The sequence below is a fragment of the Streptomyces sp. NPDC047028 genome, assembly GCF_040644095.1.
In the GTDB taxonomy this organism is placed as follows: Bacteria; Actinomycetota; Actinomycetes; order Streptomycetales; family Streptomycetaceae; genus Streptomyces.
Genome location: NZ_JBEYVS010000052.1, coordinates 1 through 14,528, shown reverse-complemented (window position 1 = coordinate 14,528; position 14,528 = coordinate 1). Strand labels below are relative to the sequence as shown.

Below are 14,528 nucleotides of genomic sequence, written 5' to 3'. Positions count from 1 at the left end.
GCTGCCGTAGCCGCTAGGGTGGCGGCTCGCCTGATCGCCGTTTCGCCGAGGAGCAGCCCGATGCACAGCGCCCCTTTCCGTCTCGTCGTCACAGGCGGCGGGACTGGTGGACACACGTATCCCGCGCTGACGGCGGTGCGCACGTTGCAGGCCCGGCTTGCCCTCGAGGGGCGGGCGCTCGAGGTGTTGTGGATCGGGACGGCTGACGGGCTGGAGGCGCGCGTTGCCCCGGCCGAGGGCATTGCCTTCACCACGGTGGCGACCGGGAAGATCCGCCGCTCCAAGAACCCGATCAAGCTGGTGTCACCGGCCAACGTCAAGGACATGGCGCGGGTGCCGCTCGGCGTGCTGCAGGCGCGGCGGGCCATCGACCAGTTCCAGCCGGATATCGTCCTCGCGACGGGCGGCTACGTGGCGGTCCCGGCCGGTCTGGCGGCGCGGATGTGCCACCGGCCGCTCGTGCTGCACGAGCAGACGGTGCGGCTGGGACTGGCGAACCGCAAGCTGGCGGCGTCGGCCGCACGGATCTGCGTGTCGTCGGAATCGACGCTGGAGCTGCTGTCGCAGTCGGCGCGGGCAGCCGCCGTGGTGACCGGGAACCCTGTGCGGCCCGAGGTGCTGTCCGGACAGGCGGAGCGGGCTGTCCGGGCACTCGGCCTGTGGGGCTTCGACCGGAGTCTGCCGACGGTGTACGTGACGGGCGGGGCGCAGGGCTCGCAGCAGATCAACGAGCTGGTCGGCGAGTCGTTGCCGTGGGTTCTGCAGCGGGCGAACGTCATGCACCAGTGCGGTCCCGCGAACGAGGCGGCGCTGCGGGCGCGGGCGGCCGGGCTTCCGGCCGAGCTGGCGGCCCGCTACCACTTGGCGGGGTTCGTCAGCGGCGAGCTGCCCGACGTCCTCGCCCTGGCGGACGTCGTGGTCTCCCGGAGTGGGGCGGGGACGCTGGCGGAGCTGACCGCGCTGGGCAAGCCGGCCGTGTTCGTGCCGCTGGCGTCGTCGGCGGGCAACGAGCAGGTCCACAACGCTCGGCATCTGGAGCAGGCCGGGGCGGCGGTCGCGCTGGCCGGCGAGGTGACGCCGGGCCAGCTGCAGATGGCGGTGGGCCCGCTCCTGGCCGATGCCCACTTGCGGCAGGCGATGGCGGAGCGGGCTCGTGCGTACGGCCGTCCGGACGCGGCGGACAGGCTCGTGGACGAGATCCTGGCCGCCGCGCAGAGGCGGCCGGTCACTGGGTCGGCTGGCCGACGTGGAGAGCCGTCCCTGCGTCGATGAGGACGGCGCACGCGTTGAACGTTTCCTGGTCCTTGCCCATCGGGTCGGGGACGTCGCGGTCGCCCAGGTACAGGGCGAGCTTGGGTTGCATGTCGTCGTCGGCGATTTCGCGGAGGACGTCCAGCACGGGGGCATCCATGGCCAGGACGCTGTCGGCCCAGCCGAGCATCTCCCGGGTGAGCTGCTGACAGTGGTGGCCGGTGAGGTCGAGGCCGAGCCGCCTGGCGGCCTCGAGCATCTGCTCGTTGGCGGGCTGGCCTTCCCACTTCCCGATCAGCCCGGCGGAGCGCACCTCGAGTCGCCGGCGCCCCGCTTGGCGAGCGCCAGGGCGGCGAACGGGCTGCGGCAGTAGTTGCCGAGGCAGACGGTCAGGACCGTGCGCACGATGCGGCTCCCAAACTCTTGAGGGCCTGACCGAGAACGGTGATGACCTGGTCGATGTCGTTCCCGGTGAGGTGCTGGTGGAACGGCAGCGTCAGGACCTCGCGGCCGGCTCGCTCGGTGGCGGGCAAGGCGCGCTGCGACCAGGTGCACGCCGTCCAGGTCTGCGAGCGCCCGCCGGTAGGCCCGCCACAGGATGCGGCGGGTCCTCTCTGCCTTCTCGAAGTGGTCGAGCTGCGCCAGGCCGATGGCGGCGTTGATGCCGGACATCTGGTAGCGCAGCCCGAAGCCGTTTACCCGGTAGCTGGTCGTGCGGCCGCGTTCGGCCTGGGACTGGACGACGCCAAGCATCCGGATCCGGCGGATTGTGTCGGCCTCGGCGGGGGTGCGGGGGACGACGATGCCGCCCTGCCCGCACGTCAGGTTCTTGATCGGGCCGAAGCTGAAGCAGGTCAGGTCTCCGGTGGCGCCGACGCAGCGGGCGCGGTTGCGGGAGCCGAAGGCGTGCGCCGCGTCCTCCACGATGGCGATGTCCCGCGCGTCCAGCTCCTTGTGGACGCGGGAGAAGTCGATGGCCCGGCCGCCGAACAGGACTGGCATCACGGCGCGGGTGCGGTCGGTGACGGCGTCGATGACGAGCTGATCGGTGACGCAGAGCGTGGCCGGGGCGATGTCCACGAAGCGAGGCGTGGCGCCGACGGAGAGGATCGCCTGGACGCTCGCGCAGAACGTCATGGACGGCACGACCACCTCATGACCGGGGCCGACTCCGGCTGCGAGCAGGGCCGTGTGCAGGGCCGCAGTGCCCGAGCAGACGGCGACGGCGTCACGGACGCCGAGGAAGGCGGCGATACGGCGCTCGAACTCCTCGGTGACCTCGCTGTGCCCGTACTGGCCGCCCTCCAGCACGCGGGCGACCGCGGCGGCCTCCTCGCCGTACAGGTACGGCGTGTTGTTACGCCCCGCGTCGGGCCGGACGGTGGCCGTCATGCGACGGCTCCCTTCGGGGCGGCTGCTACCTCCAGCTCGGCGACGTCGCCGACGCGCAGCGTCTCCATATAGTTCGTGAGGAACACGCCGGTGCGGTAGGTGAGCAGGTCATGGTCGACCGGCAGACCGAACAGGCCGTTGACCATCTGCCCGACGAGGTCCGCGCCCGCCGCCTCGGTCAGCGCGTATCCCCCGGCGATGCGGACGTTCAGCTCGGTGATCGTGATCCGGCCGTCGTCGGTGATGAACCCCTGCACGCAGCACAGCCCTTGGGCGCGGACGGCGCGCAGCGTGTCCACCACCAGGTCGTGCGCGGCCTGGTCCTCGAACGTCGTGGAGACGGCGACGCAGCCGCCTTTCACCAGGTCGCGGCGGCGGAGGATCGCGGAGGCGTGGCCATCGCGGTCTACGAGGCAGTCGGCAGTGAACTCGGTGCCGTAGATGCGTTCCTGGACTATCGCTCCGGGGATCAGTTCGCACAGCACGCGGGCGTGCCGCAGCGACGTCACCGTGTGCACGCCATGGGAGCCGTGGCCGCGGCGCGGCTTGACGACCAACTCGATGCCGGCGGGCACCAGGTCGAGGTTCTCGGGCTTCCAGGTGCGGGGCGTCGGGATGCCGTGGTCGGCGAGGGCCTGGTGGAAGCGGGCCTTGTCGATGCAGCCGTGCACCGACTTGGCGTCTGGCAGCCACAGGCGTACGCCGTCGGCTTCGAGGCGGGGCCGCAGGTCGAGCAGCGGCGGCAGGTCGTTCTCGGTGCCGGCGACGATCGCCTCCACGGCGAGCGCGCGGCACAGGCCGATGATGGCCTCGGGGTAGTCGGGGTCCTTGGCGAGCGGTACGCGGTACGGCGAGACGTCGCCCAGGAAGAGGCCGGGGGCGAGCGGGTTGGCGTCGACGGCGACGACGCGATGGCCGAGGCGGAGCAGGCTGCGGGCTAGGCCGAAGCCCGGGTTGGCGCCGACACCGGTCACGAGGATTCGGCGCGGGGGCTGGTCAGGCATGCTGTCGCTCCTTTTCGGAGGTCGGAGTGGTGCGCGGGGAGGGCAGGGCCGGGAGCGGGCTTCGGGAGAGCGGCGCCCACCGGTCGGCGTTGCGCCGGTACCAGTCGGCGGTCTCCTCCAGCCCAGCCTGGAAGTCGCGATCGGGCTGGTAGCCGAGGGCGGCGATCTTGCTCCAGTCCATGGCGTATCGCAGGTCGTTGGACAGCCGGTCCGGGATGTAGGTGACGCAGTCCCAGTCGGCGCCGCAGATCCGCAGTAGCTTCCGCGTCAGTTCCTTGCTGGACAGGTCGGTGCCGCCGCCGATGTTGTACATCTCGCCTGGCGCGCCCGCGCGCAGGACGAGTTCGATGCCGGCACAGTTGTCCTCGACGTGCAGCCAGTTCCGGACGTGCTGGCCGCGGTCGTGAAGCGTCACCTGTTCGCCGCGCAGCAGGCGCGTCACGAACAGCGGGATGATCTTCTCCGGGTGCTGGCAGGGCCCGTAGTTGTTCGAGGACCGGGTGACGCAGACCGGCGCCCCGTACGTCTGCCAGTAGCTGAGCGCGATCAGGTCGCTGGCGGCCTTCGACGCGGCATACGGGACGGTCGGGCGCAGCGGGTACTCCTCGGTGGCCGCGCCTTCCAGCAGCGGCCCGTACACCTCGTCCGTGGAGACGTGCACGAATTTGACGACGCCGTGCCGCATGGCGGCGTCGACAAGGGTCTGCGTGCCGATGACGTTCGTGGTGACGAACGTGCCAGCCGTCGTGAACGAGCGGTCGACGTGGGACTCTGCGGCGAAGTGGACAACCGCGGTGTGCCGGGCCATCAGGTCGTCAACCAGGGCGGCGTTGCAGATGTCGCCGACGACGAATTCCAGTCGCGGGTTGAGGAACGCTGCCCCGAGGTTGCCGCGGCTGCCCGCGTACGTCAGCGCATCGAGGACGGTGACCTGCTCGATTTCGTCGGCGCGGAGCATGCGCCGGACGAAGCGGGAGCCGATGAAACCGGCGCCCCCGGTAACCAACAGCTTCATACCTGCCTCCGATGAGGATGACCGGCCGGCCGCAGGGGCGTGCCGCGGTTGGGGGTCCGGTCGTGGAGACGCCCAGCGAATGCCGGGTGCGGTCCTCACCATGGCGGCCTACGCAGGCCGTGCAGAACGGGCGGCGGGGCAACGGCAACTGGTGTGCGGATCCGGCACACGGTGTGCCTCCGCGCGCCCTCCCAACGTCTCCAAGGCGGCGCTAGGTTCTGCACCACCCATCCTGGGACCAAGGAGGTGCCCATGGGCGCGGTCGAGATCGGTGCCCTCTTACGCGTGGCGCGCTGCGTCGCGAGGCTCACACAGACCGAGGTGGGCCAGGCCTGCGGCTATTCGGCGTCGGCCGTCTCTCGCATCGAGAGCGGGAAGCTGCATATCGACTACTCGACCCTCTTGAAGTTCGCCGCGTTCTTGCGGATCACACCCGAGCAGCTGCGTGCGTCCGCCGCACCTGGCATGACCAATGTCGCTACGGTGGCCGAAGGTTGCCGGTCGGACGAGGAGGACGAGGTGCGTCGTAGGGAGCTGCTGACGGGAGTGGTGGCAGCGGGAGCGACGGCCGTCGTCGACACCGGCCCCGCCGCTGCCGCGCCGGTCGATCTGGACGTGGCGTTGTTCCGGCTGCCGCAGGCGGAGCCGATGCCGCTACCCCGGCTGGTCGCGCAGATCGCTGCCGCGCGCCGGGACTACTGCGCCGCCCAGTACGCCCGTCTCGGGCACACGCTGTCCGGCCTGATCGCGGCCGCGACCGCGACACGGGATGCCTCGACGGGCCGGGCCCGGGAGGAAGCGGACCTGGCGCTCGCCCGCTCGTACGTGCTCGCGGCCGAGCTGGCGGCGAAGCAGCACTCCGATGCGGCGTGGGTGGCCGCCGACCGGGCACTGGCGGCCGCGCGCTGCAGCGGCATCCCGGTGGCCGTCGGTGAAGCCTCCCGGCAGCTGGCGATCGCGATGCGTCGCTCGGGCCGCTCCACGGCCTCGGTGCACCTGCTCACCAAGGAGGCGGAGGACCTAGACGCCTCCCGCGACCACACCGGCGCCGTCCGGACGACGCTGCTGCTGACCGGCGCCTACTCGGCGGCGACCGGCCGGGACCGGACGACCGCCCTGTCGCTGCTGGAGGAGGCCGAACAGGAGACGGGGCGGCACCCGGCCGTGCCGGGCCTGTTCACGGTGGAAGCGACCCGGACACAGGTCGACGCCTACCGGATCAGCGTCCTCAACGCTCTGGGCACGCCGGACGAGGCGGTGACGGTAGCGAACCGGCTGAACATCGGCCGGATGCCGACAGCGGAACGACGGGCGCGGGCGTGGACAGACGTCGCCCGCATGTGGAACGCGCTCGGGAACGGCAAACAGACGTTCGCTGCGCTGCGCCGGGTCGAGCGGGAGGCGCCGCAGGAGGTTCGCCGGCCAGCATTGCGGGCGCTGACGGCCGGGTTGCTGTACGGGCCGACCCGTCTCGAGGGCATCCGCGAGTTCGCGGCCCGCACCGGGGCGCTGGCTGGCTGAGCCGCTCAGCAGCAGATCTGTAGCGATGGCCGGTCCGCAGCAGCCTGTGGCTGCTGCGGGACGCGGTGGCGAACCGCGTCATGCCGGCCATCGTGCGGCGTCTGGCCCGCCGGGAGTTCGTCGGTCCCTTAAACCAGAGGCCGCGGTCTTACGGTATCCCGCCTGCGGCGCGGGTCGGTGTGCTGCAGTCAGGAGGGTGAGGGGCGGCGGGATGCCAGGTCTTCGAGGCGGGAGCGTTTCCAGCGCTGCTGACGGGGGCGGCCGGCGCTGCCGCGCCGGTAGGCGTATCCGTCGGGCTGCTCGAGGTCGGGCAGGAGCCCGTGCCCGAGTGCGCTGTTGAAGCTGTCGGCGCTGCTGTATCCGAGGATGCGGGCTGCCTCGGCGGCGCCGACCAGGTCCTCGTTCTCGTCCTGGTTGGCCGGCGGCAGCACTCCACGCTTGCGGGCGGCAGCGACGACGGTCGCCCGCCGCCACTTTTTGCGGCCCGGGCCGCGGCTGCCTTCTTCCTTCACCTGGGTGTCCGGTTCGGGCAGTTCGGGGATGCGCCCCTGGTAGAGGGCACTGGAGAAGGAAGCCGGGCTTCCGTAGCCGAGCAGCGCAGCGACCTCGGCTGTACCGAGCAGCTCGTCGGGGTCGCCGTTCGCCGACACCTCAGGCCGCGCTGCCGCCGGAGCGGAGCTGCGCCGGCCCTTGCCGGGACGGCTTGCGACCCAGGCCACGATCGTGCCGCGGCGCCACATGGGGCCGTCGACATCCTCGTCGGGCTCCGGGAAGTAGCCGGGCCGGTCGCGGAAGTAGCCGTCGATGGTCGACGTGCGGGTGTAGCCGAGAAGCTGGGCCACCTCCCGCTTGGTCAGCAGCTCGTCCTGGTCGGCCTCGAGTACCGCGGCCGGCAGCGCGCGCTTCTTCGGCGCACGCTGCGCGAAGAACGCCGCGACCTCGGCGTGGCGCCAGAACCGCTTGCGGCCCTCCGTGTGCGCGACCGCGGGGAAGCCGCTGTCCGGGTTGTTGCTCCAGTCGCTGATCCGGGGCTTGCTCGTGCCGAACTCGGACACGATCTGCGCGGTGTCCACGAGCCGGTCGGCGGAAGACATCAGGGCCCCTTTGGAAGGATCAGCACGGCGGTGCCGGCACTCGGACGAGCGCGACATGTTCGATAATGCCAAAGGAGGTGGTTTGCTGTCCAGCCTGACGCCAAACCGGCCTACAGCACTTCCTCGCCCAGCAGGCACACCCCGAAGTGCGCCGCACGCTCCGCCAGCTCCGTGTAGGCCATCGCGGCCGGCGCGGCATCCCACGTCATGAAAGCGAGAGCGGAGACCGCCTCGCTGCGCGTCATTCCCTCCTCCCACGGCACGCACGCAGCGGCGCACCGCTCGGCGAGCTCGGCGTCGGACAGGCTCGTGGTCTCCCGGTCAACGCCGGCCTGGACGTCGGCGACGCCCTCGCACCAGGCGCGGTGGCCCCTGGATAGCAAGTCGTGCAGCGTGTCCGGGTCGCTCGCACGCTGGGCCTGGGCGGCGAGTTCGAGCAGCAGGGCGGTGGGGTTCGTCTCCATGGTCATCTCCTCCATCCACTGTAGGGGGCGCCCGCCGCGCCGAGCAGCGCAGCGGGCGGTGGTCATCAGCTGTGCACGGTGCAGCCGTCGCACAATGCGCGGCCGGCGCGGCGGGCCAGTTCGGGTTCCTTGCGGGGCTTCTTCTTCAGCGCCGCCCGTACCTGCTTCTTGAGGGCGGTGAACTCCGGGCCGTCGTCCGGGCAGACGACGCCCGGGTCGGGCGCGCCGCACTGCTCGGCGTGCCGGATCAGGTCGGTGATGCGCCAGTCCGCGCGGAAGCTGTCGCCCCGGACCTGTTCGACCTCGGCGTACAGGTCGGCCAGCCGCGGCCGCCGACCGATGGAGAGCAGTACGTCGTGGCGGGAGGCGAAGACGCACAGCGAGCAGGAGCAGCGGGAGGTTCCAGCCCAGTCGCCGGCCCCGGGCACCGAATCGTATGTCCAGGAGTACGGCACCGGCGCATCGGTGTGCCACTCCTTGACGGCAGCGGTCGACCAGTCCTTGACGGGCAGCCACTCGTCCACGATCCGCGCCCCGTTGACCTGCACCGTACGTAAGGCGGCACGCTTCTTGCGGTCGGGGCCCTCGTCGCTGCGCAGGCCCATGACCTTCAGGATGCGTACCGGCCGGCCGAGCTCGCGCCCGAGCTGGCGGACGATGGGGGTCCAGGCGCTCGAGACCACGCTCTCCTTGGCGCTCTTGCGGCAGTACGGGCTGCCCTTGCGCGGGAAGCGCCCATACAGCGCGATCTCCGTCAGCAGACTGTGCGGCATCCGGATCCCATCCGGGCCCGGCATCGTGCGGGTGACCTCCAGGTGCCGGTCGGCCGGCACGCCGAACGCGGCGCTCTGCAGGGCCGCGATCTCGGACACCCCCGGGTATCGGGTGCCGTCGAACACGACGGACGGCCACTCCAAGACTCCCAGACTGGAGTGGTACGAGATGACCCGGTCGGCCACGCCGGCGGTGCGGGCGGCTTCCATGAACACGGCCATCATGACCGCGCTGTCCTTCCCGCCGGACAGCTGGGGCGCGAGCAGATCGTACGAGGTCACATCGGGTGTGGTGGGCGGGTGGCTGCTAGGGCGCGAAGACATGTCAACTCCAGTGAGACGAGCAGCAGACGGGGGAACTCAGGGCAGACGGCGCCGCGGGAGCGTAGGCGGGCGATGGTTCGGAGTCGGGCTCGATCGGGAAGGGCACGGCGTCTCACCGCCGGTGGCCTCCTCCGGCAGACCGGCGCTGGCGAAGAGGGACATCTGCCCGTCCGGTGCGAGCGCGGCCACGGACTTCGAGGGGCGCGTCGTCGACCGCCGGGCGGTCGGCTGCCCCTCGGGGGCGTCGACGGCGTCGGCCTCCTCGGCTTTGCCGTCGGGCGAGTGCGTGCAGGGGCAGATCCAGCGGCAGGGCCGCTGGCCGGGGCCGCAGCGGATCACCGCGACGACGAAGCCGCGCCGGTCGGTGATGGTGCCGGCGTCGTCGTCGACGCGGGGGCCATTGCGGCTGATGCACTGGTCGTGGTGGCCGGTGCGGCAGGGGTGGCAGGTGCCGGCCTCGCACGAGCACCACCGGTGGAAGCCGTGGGGGTAGGCGTCATCGATCTTGCGCAGCGCCTTGGTCCAGGCGTGCGCGCGGACCCAGGCACCCTCCTCCACGGTCATGGGGGAGGCCACAGTGGAGGGGACGGGGTCGAGGATGCCCATGATCGATGCGCCCACGTAGCGCAGCCAGGTCGTCGTCATGCGTCGTCTCCGAACAGGGTTGGGGTGGTGTGGAGTTCGTTCATCCAGGCGAGGAGGCGGGGGAGGTTGGTGTCGGGGCCGAAGGCGAGGTAGGTGCCGTCGGCGCTGGTGCAGCCGAAGGCCTGCGCGATGCGCAGCCGCCGACGAGAGTTGACGCGGCCCATGTGGACGTCCAGGCCGCGCTCGCGGGCCTCAACGGCGAGGCGGTGGGCGGCCGGTGAGGTCTTCCACTCGGTGCTGCCAGCCAGGAACAGCACGTCGATCAAGTCCCAGGGGATGAGGCCGTGCTCGCTGCCGTCCTGGGCGTCGAAGGCGGCCGGGATGCCCAGGGAGCGAATCTGCTGCAGCCAGGGCAGCGACTCGGGCAGGGTCGCCGTGGCGTCCATCGGGACGTCGGGGGCTACGGCCCACAGGCAGCGGTCTGGGCCGTAGCGGTCGAGGGTCGCCTTGAGCCAGGCGAACCAGGCCTCGGCGCCGGGCCAGCCCTTGCCGAACTTGCCGTTGTCGCAGGCGTACAGGCAGCCGGGCGGGATCACGTTGCCCTGGGCCGGGGTCGTCATACAGGCCAGAAGTCCGGCCCGCATGGCGGCCCGTACATCACCCCCGGACGGCGTGGCCAGGTACAGCACGGCGCAGAGGACGAGATGTATCAGGGGGTAAGGCCAGGGGCGCGCGCAAGAGGTGTCCTTCCGGGGGAGAGGCGGGGTGGTTCAGGTGAGCGGGAGCTGGGCGGTGGAACCGGAGGTCAGGGCGTCCCATGCAGGCTCGAAGTTCTTGTCCTGCTTGTTGATCACGCGGGCGGGGGCGGTGGTGAAGAGTTCCTCCGCTGGGGACGCGAACGCAGGCGCCTCGCCTATTTGGAGAGCCTCATTGCCGAGCATGAACGCGGGCGGCCCGAGGGAGGCACGACATGAGCCCTGAGCCGGATCCGCCGGAGGAGTTGAGCGTCAAGCTGCGGACGGCCGCCGACCGGCTGCTGGCCGGGACGCCGCTGCACTCCTCGGGCAAGCTCACCATCCTTGACCTGGCCGAGGAAGCCCAGGTCAAGCGGTGGCTGCTGACACACAAGTATCCGAAACAAGCTCATGGCCAAGTACCAGGCGGAGTTCAAGGCCGCCCGGCACAAGAGCGAGCCGGTCAAGAAGGCCGAGGCCGAGCTCGACAAGCTCCGCGAGGAGCTGGCCCGCGTCCGCAAGGAGAAGCGGCAGCTGACGGAGCTGGTGGGCACCTACGCAGTCATGATCGAACAGCTGGCGAGGGAACGGGCCGAGGCCCTGGCCGAACGGGATGAGGCCCTCACCGCGAGGGACGCCGCCCTGGGCGTCACCGCCCTGCCCACCACCCCGCCGCAGCAGCGGGCCGCCCCTTCCGGCGGACGGACCCGCCGCCCGCTTCCACCGCGGGGACGACGGTGACGAACCGCTGCGGCGGCACGGGGTCCCTCCGAACGGGTGGGATTGGCGGTTCGCATGGCGAGTGGTGAGGCGACTTCTCTAGGCTGCGGCGGCATGAAGGGGCGGCGTCCGGCGACCGCCTCACGAAGACAGGTGCGGGAGAGCACGGGTGGAGCCCTACAGCAGGCACGGCAAGTTGGTGCGGGACCGGATTCCGCAGATCATCCGGGAGGACGGCGTCGAGCCGGTCACCTACACCGCGGGCCGGGAGGAATACCGCGGCCGGCTGCGGGACAAGCTCGGCGAGGAGGTCGCCGAGTTCCTTGAGGCGGATGAGGACTCGGCGCCGGAGGAACTCGCGGACGTGCTGGAGGTCGTGCGCGCGCTCGCCGCAGACCTGGGGGTCGACGTGGATCAGCTGGAAAAGATCCGTGAGGCCAAGGCGGGTGAGCGGGGCGGCTTCGCCGACCGGATCGTCTGGACGGGCAACCGCTGACCGCAGGCCGTCCTCGGCGACGAGTCGGTACACGAATTCGTGCACAACTGCGTACGCGGCTGGGGACGTTGGTTGGTACGCGGCTTCGTGCACCAGGATGCGGGTGATTGGGGACGTTGGGCGGTACGCGATTCATGTCCGGGGCTTGGCCAGGACGGCATGGCAGACCCCGGGCAGCGGCAGCACAGGGGCACACTCGGCGGGGGCGAGCCCGGCCCGGCGGGCGAGGGCGGTGATCTCGCCCGGGTCGATGCCGCGCTGGAAGGTCCCCTTGCTCTGGCTGGACCAGAAGCCGTCGTGGTGGGCGGTCCAGCCGCCGTCCGCGGCGGCCTTGGTGATCTCCTCCGGTGAGCGGGTGACCACGACGACATGGCCGCCGGGGCGGGCGAAGGACGCCGCGTCCTTGAGGGCCTGGATCCGCTGCCAGGGGTCGGGCAGCACGTTGAGGACGAACATCGAGGTGACCAGGTCGAAGCCGGTCCGCTCGGGGTGGGGCCAGCCGAAGTCGTCGTGAGGGTCGAACCCTTCGGCATCCAGGCCCGCCGAGCGGTAGTGGGCGACGTCGGCGCCGCGGCCGCAGCCGTGGTCCAGGACGCTTTGGACGCCGAGGGGGCCGGTCAGGTGCTCGGTCACGGCCCGGGAGGCTGGAGAGGGGCCCTGGCGGCTCATCGCGGTCTTGTGGGGCTGATACTCCCGCTGGGCCGGGGCTGCGGCGGTCTGGCCGGTGAGCTCGCTCAGCGCGAAGAGCACGTCGTCCGGCTCGGCCGCCTGGCCGGTGACGGGCAGGTCGATCAGCAGCGCGGAGTGGTCGGTGAACGCCTTCGGGCCACTTCGCACAGTCGCGTCGGGGGTGACAGTGGTCGTCGCGGTCAGGTGGTCGCTGAGCAGGGCGAGGTCGCAGCGGAAGCGGCTGGGCTTGCCGGAGAAGACCCGCTCGAAGGTGAAGGCGGGCGCCGTCTCGGCGGTGGTGTCGACCAGGCCCGCCCCCTGCATCAGCTGCCTGAGCGTCTGCCGTTCGGCGTCGGTGGTGAAGGTGCTGGTCTCCTCGCCGAACAGGCCGTCCTCGGGGCGGGGGGCGAGGTTGAAGTCCCCGCTGATAAGCAGCGGGCGGCCGTCCTCGGCGGCGGCCATCGCGGCGAGTTCGGCCAGCTGGGAGGCCCGGGCGGCGCTGGCATAGGCGTCGAGATGCACCTGGAGGACAACAAGCCACTCCAGCTCGATCCGCTGGACCCACGTCCTGGGTGAGGACACGGCGGGCAGGGCGAGGTCTTCGCTGGTCCAGGCGGCCAGGTGTCCGTCGCCGCCGGCGAAGGTGAAGCCGCCGAGTGCGGGCGGTGTCCGGTCGGCGGGCTTGAACGGCTCCTGGGCGAGCACGGCCTTGACGCCGTGCTCACGCAGCCAGGCGGCGAGGTTGGAGTGGGCGCTGGCGGCGCCGAGACGCTTGTTGAGGTTGACCGAGGCCAGCAGCACGAGGGGTCCTTAAGGTCACAGGGGCAGGGGCCTGCCGGAGGCGGCCTCGTCACGGAAGGCGTCCCACAGGATGTTCAGCGGGTGGGAGGCGTCATAGGTCTCGCGTTCGCCCTTGCGGGCGAAGACACCGGAGACCAGCTGGAGCATGGGGTCGAAGTCGTCGGCGAAGTCGATGAGCCGGAAGTCTTCGCTGGTGGGCAGGCGCCCGTCGACGGCGGCCTCGCCGATGGAGCGGGCACACAGCATGCACCCATAGGTCATGCGGGACCGCAGCAGGGCGAGTCCGTAATAGATGTCGTCGATCTCGGCGGCGATCTGCAGTTGCGAGCGGAAGTCGGGGCCATACCAGCGCTCGACGAAGTCGGTTATCACCCCGCGGGAGGGGATGACCAGCGGCAGCGTCCGCAGCCGGTCGACGCCGACGGTCCTGGCGGCGAGCTCGCGCACCGGCAGGTTCGTCAGCAGGGCCAGGCCCTCGCGATGCCATTCGAGGAAGTCGTACTCGGGGGCGACCCGCTCGGCGGCGGCCTCGGCCGCCAGCCCGCCGCACAGCAGGTCGACCTGGTTGGAGTCCAGGCGTTTCCAGAAGTCGCGGGTCCGCACATGCATGACCTTCAGCTCGACCTCCCGCTCCAGCAGCTGCGGGGCGACACGCTCCCACACCCGGCCCAGGAAGCCGAGGGTGAACTCGGTCGTCCCCACCGTCAGCGTCGAGCCGAGCCGGCGGCGGGAGTCGGCGATGCCCTGCAGCCAGTCGGCGAAGGTGGCCCGGGCCCGCTCGACGACCTCCAGCCCGGTCGGGGTGAACAGGAAGTCCCGGCCCCGGCCCTGCTTGACCACCAGCAACTCACCGGTGAGGCCCTGGAAGTTGCGGTTGAGGATGTCGAGCTGCTTCTGGACGCTGGACTGCTCACGCCCCAGGACCTTCGCTGCGGCCAGCGCGGTCCCCGCCTCACGGACGACGATCAGCGTCCGCATCTGGTCCCAGGTCAGATCCAGCAAGTCCGGGGAACACGCCAGCAGATCGCCACGGAACCCCTCCGGGCCCGGAACCTTCAACGGCCCGGACGGCAACGACGGCACCATCACGCCCCCTCCCTGACGCGGCCTCAACCAGCTTGCATTGTCCGCACGGCCAGCAGAACTGAACTTCTCCGCATTTCACCCCGAGAAAACCTTTAAATGTCCTATCGGACATATGGATATCGCGGACTATCCCGGGGAACATTTCAGCAGCCGCCTTCGATCCGAAAGGCGATGCCCACAGCGCTGCCTACATCCCCGGGGGTGAGCCATGCTCTCAGCCGAGTCGATCACCTGGCTGATCAGTCAGGGCGCCATGGAATGGCCCGGCCAACTCCGCGGCGACGGACTGCTGTTGACGCTCGGCTCGCCGCTGCAGCCGCTTTCGGCACCGGGCACGCTGGTGATCGACCTGGCCGACCAGTCCAGCATCGACGACCTCTACGGCGAGCCGGTCACCGAGTGGAAGACCCACGAGCTGACGCCCGGCGAGATGCTGCTGGGCGCGGTCGAAGAGCCGCTGCGGCTCGGGGCCGGGCTGATGGGCATGATCGGCGGGCTGAGCCACCTAGAGCCTGTCTCTTTGTCCGGTGATTCTTGTGGGGGGGTGGTTAGTCTGCTGCGATGACGGACAGCGAGCTGATCGTTGACCTGCGGGGTCG

The 14,528-nt window shown here is 71.0% G+C and carries 17 protein-coding genes; 5 read left to right on the top strand and 12 right to left on the bottom strand.

The window, feature by feature from the left end:
- Positions 1-60 precede the first annotated feature (60 nt).
- Positions 61-1,272 carry a UDP-N-acetylglucosamine--N-acetylmuramyl-(pentapeptide) pyrophosphoryl-undecaprenol N-acetylglucosamine transferase gene (locus ABZ854_RS32185; protein ID WP_361218045.1) on the top strand — a complete coding sequence of 404 codons (1,212 nt, stop codon included), beginning with the start codon at positions 61-63 and terminating at the stop codon, positions 1,270-1,272.
- Here ABZ854_RS32185 and ABZ854_RS32180 read toward each other — a convergent pair.
- Genes ABZ854_RS32180 through rfbB form a run of 4 tightly spaced genes read right to left on the bottom strand, consistent with a single transcriptional unit; the run spans position 1,226 to position 4,662 of the window.
- Entirely contained in the window at positions 1,226-1,564 is a 339-nt protein-coding gene (locus tag ABZ854_RS32180) for a low molecular weight phosphotyrosine protein phosphatase (RefSeq protein WP_361218041.1), read from the bottom strand. The two genes, ABZ854_RS32185 and ABZ854_RS32180, sit on opposite strands and share 47 nt — an antisense overlap.
- On the bottom strand, positions 1,546-2,643 hold the full coding sequence (locus tag ABZ854_RS32175; RefSeq protein ID WP_361218039.1) for an aminotransferase class I/II-fold pyridoxal phosphate-dependent enzyme: 1,098 nt from the start codon (positions 2,641-2,643) through the stop codon (positions 1,546-1,548). The genes ABZ854_RS32180 and ABZ854_RS32175 overlap by 19 nt, the downstream gene beginning before the upstream one ends.
- On the bottom strand, positions 2,640-3,647 hold the full coding sequence (locus tag ABZ854_RS32170) for an ATP-grasp domain-containing protein (protein WP_361218037.1): 1,008 nt from the start codon (positions 3,645-3,647) through the stop codon (positions 2,640-2,642). Before ABZ854_RS32170 ends, ABZ854_RS32175 begins: the two co-directional genes overlap by 4 nt.
- Positions 3,640-4,662 (bottom strand): dTDP-glucose 4,6-dehydratase, encoded by a 1,023-nt coding sequence (gene rfbB, locus ABZ854_RS32165; protein WP_361218034.1) that lies wholly within the window; start codon positions 4,660-4,662, stop codon positions 3,640-3,642. Before rfbB ends, ABZ854_RS32170 begins: the two co-directional genes overlap by 8 nt.
- A 252-nt stretch (positions 4,663-4,914) precedes the next feature.
- On the opposite strand from rfbB, the gene ABZ854_RS32160 reads away from it, so the two are divergent.
- Positions 4,915-6,183, top strand: coding sequence for a helix-turn-helix transcriptional regulator (locus tag ABZ854_RS32160; RefSeq protein ID WP_361218032.1), 1,269 nt, complete (start codon positions 4,915-4,917; stop codon positions 6,181-6,183).
- A 188-nt stretch (positions 6,184-6,371) separates the two neighbouring features.
- On the opposite strand, the gene ABZ854_RS32155 is transcribed toward ABZ854_RS32160, so the two are convergent.
- The 6 genes from ABZ854_RS32155 to ABZ854_RS32130 form a co-directional block, all read right to left on the bottom strand.
- Positions 6,372-7,277 carry a hypothetical protein gene (locus ABZ854_RS32155; RefSeq protein ID WP_361218029.1) on the bottom strand — a complete coding sequence of 302 codons (906 nt, stop codon included), beginning with the start codon at positions 7,275-7,277 and terminating at the stop codon, positions 6,372-6,374.
- 110 nt (positions 7,278-7,387) lie between these two features.
- Complete coding sequence (locus tag ABZ854_RS32150; protein ID WP_361218027.1) at positions 7,388-7,741, bottom strand: hypothetical protein; 354 nt, start codon at positions 7,739-7,741, stop codon at positions 7,388-7,390.
- 65 nt (positions 7,742-7,806) lie between these two features.
- Positions 7,807-8,838: a phosphoadenosine phosphosulfate reductase gene (locus tag ABZ854_RS32145; RefSeq protein WP_361218024.1), complete on the bottom strand. Its 1,032-nt coding sequence runs from the start codon at positions 8,836-8,838 to the stop codon at positions 7,807-7,809.
- Positions 8,839-8,874: 36 nt separating this feature from the next.
- A complete protein-coding gene (locus tag ABZ854_RS32140; protein WP_361218021.1) occupies positions 8,875-9,483 on the bottom strand; it encodes a DUF6248 family natural product biosynthesis protein in 609 nt (202 codons plus the stop codon).
- Positions 9,480-10,112 (bottom strand): hypothetical protein, encoded by a 633-nt coding sequence (locus ABZ854_RS32135; RefSeq protein WP_361218018.1) that lies wholly within the window; start codon positions 10,110-10,112, stop codon positions 9,480-9,482. The genes ABZ854_RS32140 and ABZ854_RS32135 overlap by 4 nt, the downstream gene beginning before the upstream one ends.
- Before the next feature lie 81 nt (positions 10,113-10,193).
- On the bottom strand, positions 10,194-10,364 hold the full coding sequence (locus ABZ854_RS32130; protein ID WP_361218015.1) for a hypothetical protein: 171 nt from the start codon (positions 10,362-10,364) through the stop codon (positions 10,194-10,196).
- Positions 10,365-10,568: 204 nt separating this feature from the next.
- On the opposite strand from ABZ854_RS32130, the gene ABZ854_RS32125 reads away from it, so the two are divergent.
- Positions 10,569-10,898 carry a hypothetical protein gene (locus ABZ854_RS32125; RefSeq protein ID WP_361218013.1) on the top strand — a complete coding sequence of 110 codons (330 nt, stop codon included), beginning with the start codon at positions 10,569-10,571 and terminating at the stop codon, positions 10,896-10,898.
- A gap of 148 nt (positions 10,899-11,046) precedes the next feature.
- The gene (locus ABZ854_RS32120; RefSeq protein WP_361218011.1) at positions 11,047-11,373 is read left to right on the top strand and encodes a nucleoside triphosphate pyrophosphohydrolase; all 327 of its coding nucleotides are present in this window, start codon (positions 11,047-11,049) and stop codon (positions 11,371-11,373) included.
- Between the two features lie 132 nt (positions 11,374-11,505).
- On the opposite strand, the gene ABZ854_RS32115 is transcribed toward ABZ854_RS32120, so the two are convergent.
- Together ABZ854_RS32115 and ABZ854_RS32110 are read right to left on the bottom strand one after the other, a co-directional pair.
- Positions 11,506-12,843, bottom strand: a complete 1,338-nt coding sequence (locus tag ABZ854_RS32115) for a methyltransferase domain-containing protein (protein ID WP_361218008.1) — start codon at positions 12,841-12,843, stop codon at positions 11,506-11,508.
- A gap of 15 nt (positions 12,844-12,858) precedes the next feature.
- Positions 12,859-13,929, bottom strand: a complete 1,071-nt coding sequence (locus ABZ854_RS32110) for a LysR family transcriptional regulator (RefSeq protein ID WP_361218112.1) — start codon at positions 13,927-13,929, stop codon at positions 12,859-12,861.
- A gap of 208 nt (positions 13,930-14,137) precedes the next feature.
- Between ABZ854_RS32110 and ABZ854_RS32105 the strand changes: the two genes are divergently transcribed.
- Positions 14,138-14,494, top strand: a complete 357-nt coding sequence (locus ABZ854_RS32105; RefSeq protein WP_361218005.1) for a hypothetical protein — start codon at positions 14,138-14,140, stop codon at positions 14,492-14,494.
- Positions 14,495-14,528 lie beyond the last annotated feature (34 nt).

Bases quoted from the DNA above. Each gene is read 5' to 3' on its own strand.
- ABZ854_RS32185 (WP_361218045.1), top strand. From the start codon at position 61: ATGCACAGCGCCCCTTTCCGTCTCGTCGTCACAGGCGGCGGGACTGGT.
- ABZ854_RS32175 (WP_361218039.1), bottom strand. From the start codon at position 2,643: ATGACGGCCACCGTCCGGCCCGACGCGGGGCGTAACAACACGCCGTAC.
- ABZ854_RS32170 (WP_361218037.1), bottom strand. From the start codon at position 3,647: ATGCCTGACCAGCCCCCGCGCCGAATCCTCGTGACCGGTGTCGGCGCC.
- rfbB (WP_361218034.1), bottom strand. From the start codon at position 4,662: ATGAAGCTGTTGGTTACCGGGGGCGCCGGTTTCATCGGCTCCCGCTTC.
- ABZ854_RS32160 (WP_361218032.1), top strand. From the start codon at position 4,915: ATGGGCGCGGTCGAGATCGGTGCCCTCTTACGCGTGGCGCGCTGCGTC.
- ABZ854_RS32155 (WP_361218029.1), bottom strand. From the start codon at position 7,277: ATGTCTTCCGCCGACCGGCTCGTGGACACCGCGCAGATCGTGTCCGAG.
- ABZ854_RS32150 (WP_361218027.1), bottom strand. From the start codon at position 7,741: ATGGAGACGAACCCCACCGCCCTGCTGCTCGAACTCGCCGCCCAGGCC.
- ABZ854_RS32145 (WP_361218024.1), bottom strand. From the start codon at position 8,838: ATGTCTTCGCGCCCTAGCAGCCACCCGCCCACCACACCCGATGTGACC.
- ABZ854_RS32140 (WP_361218021.1), bottom strand. From the start codon at position 9,483: ATGACGACGACCTGGCTGCGCTACGTGGGCGCATCGATCATGGGCATC.
- ABZ854_RS32130 (WP_361218015.1), bottom strand. From the start codon at position 10,364: ATGCTCGGCAATGAGGCTCTCCAAATAGGCGAGGCGCCTGCGTTCGCG.
- ABZ854_RS32125 (WP_361218013.1), top strand. From the start codon at position 10,569: ATGGCCAAGTACCAGGCGGAGTTCAAGGCCGCCCGGCACAAGAGCGAG.
- ABZ854_RS32110 (WP_361218112.1), bottom strand. From the start codon at position 13,929: ATGGTGCCGTCGTTGCCGTCCGGGCCGTTGAAGGTTCCGGGCCCGGAG.
- ABZ854_RS32105 (WP_361218005.1), top strand. From the start codon at position 14,138: ATGCTCTCAGCCGAGTCGATCACCTGGCTGATCAGTCAGGGCGCCATG.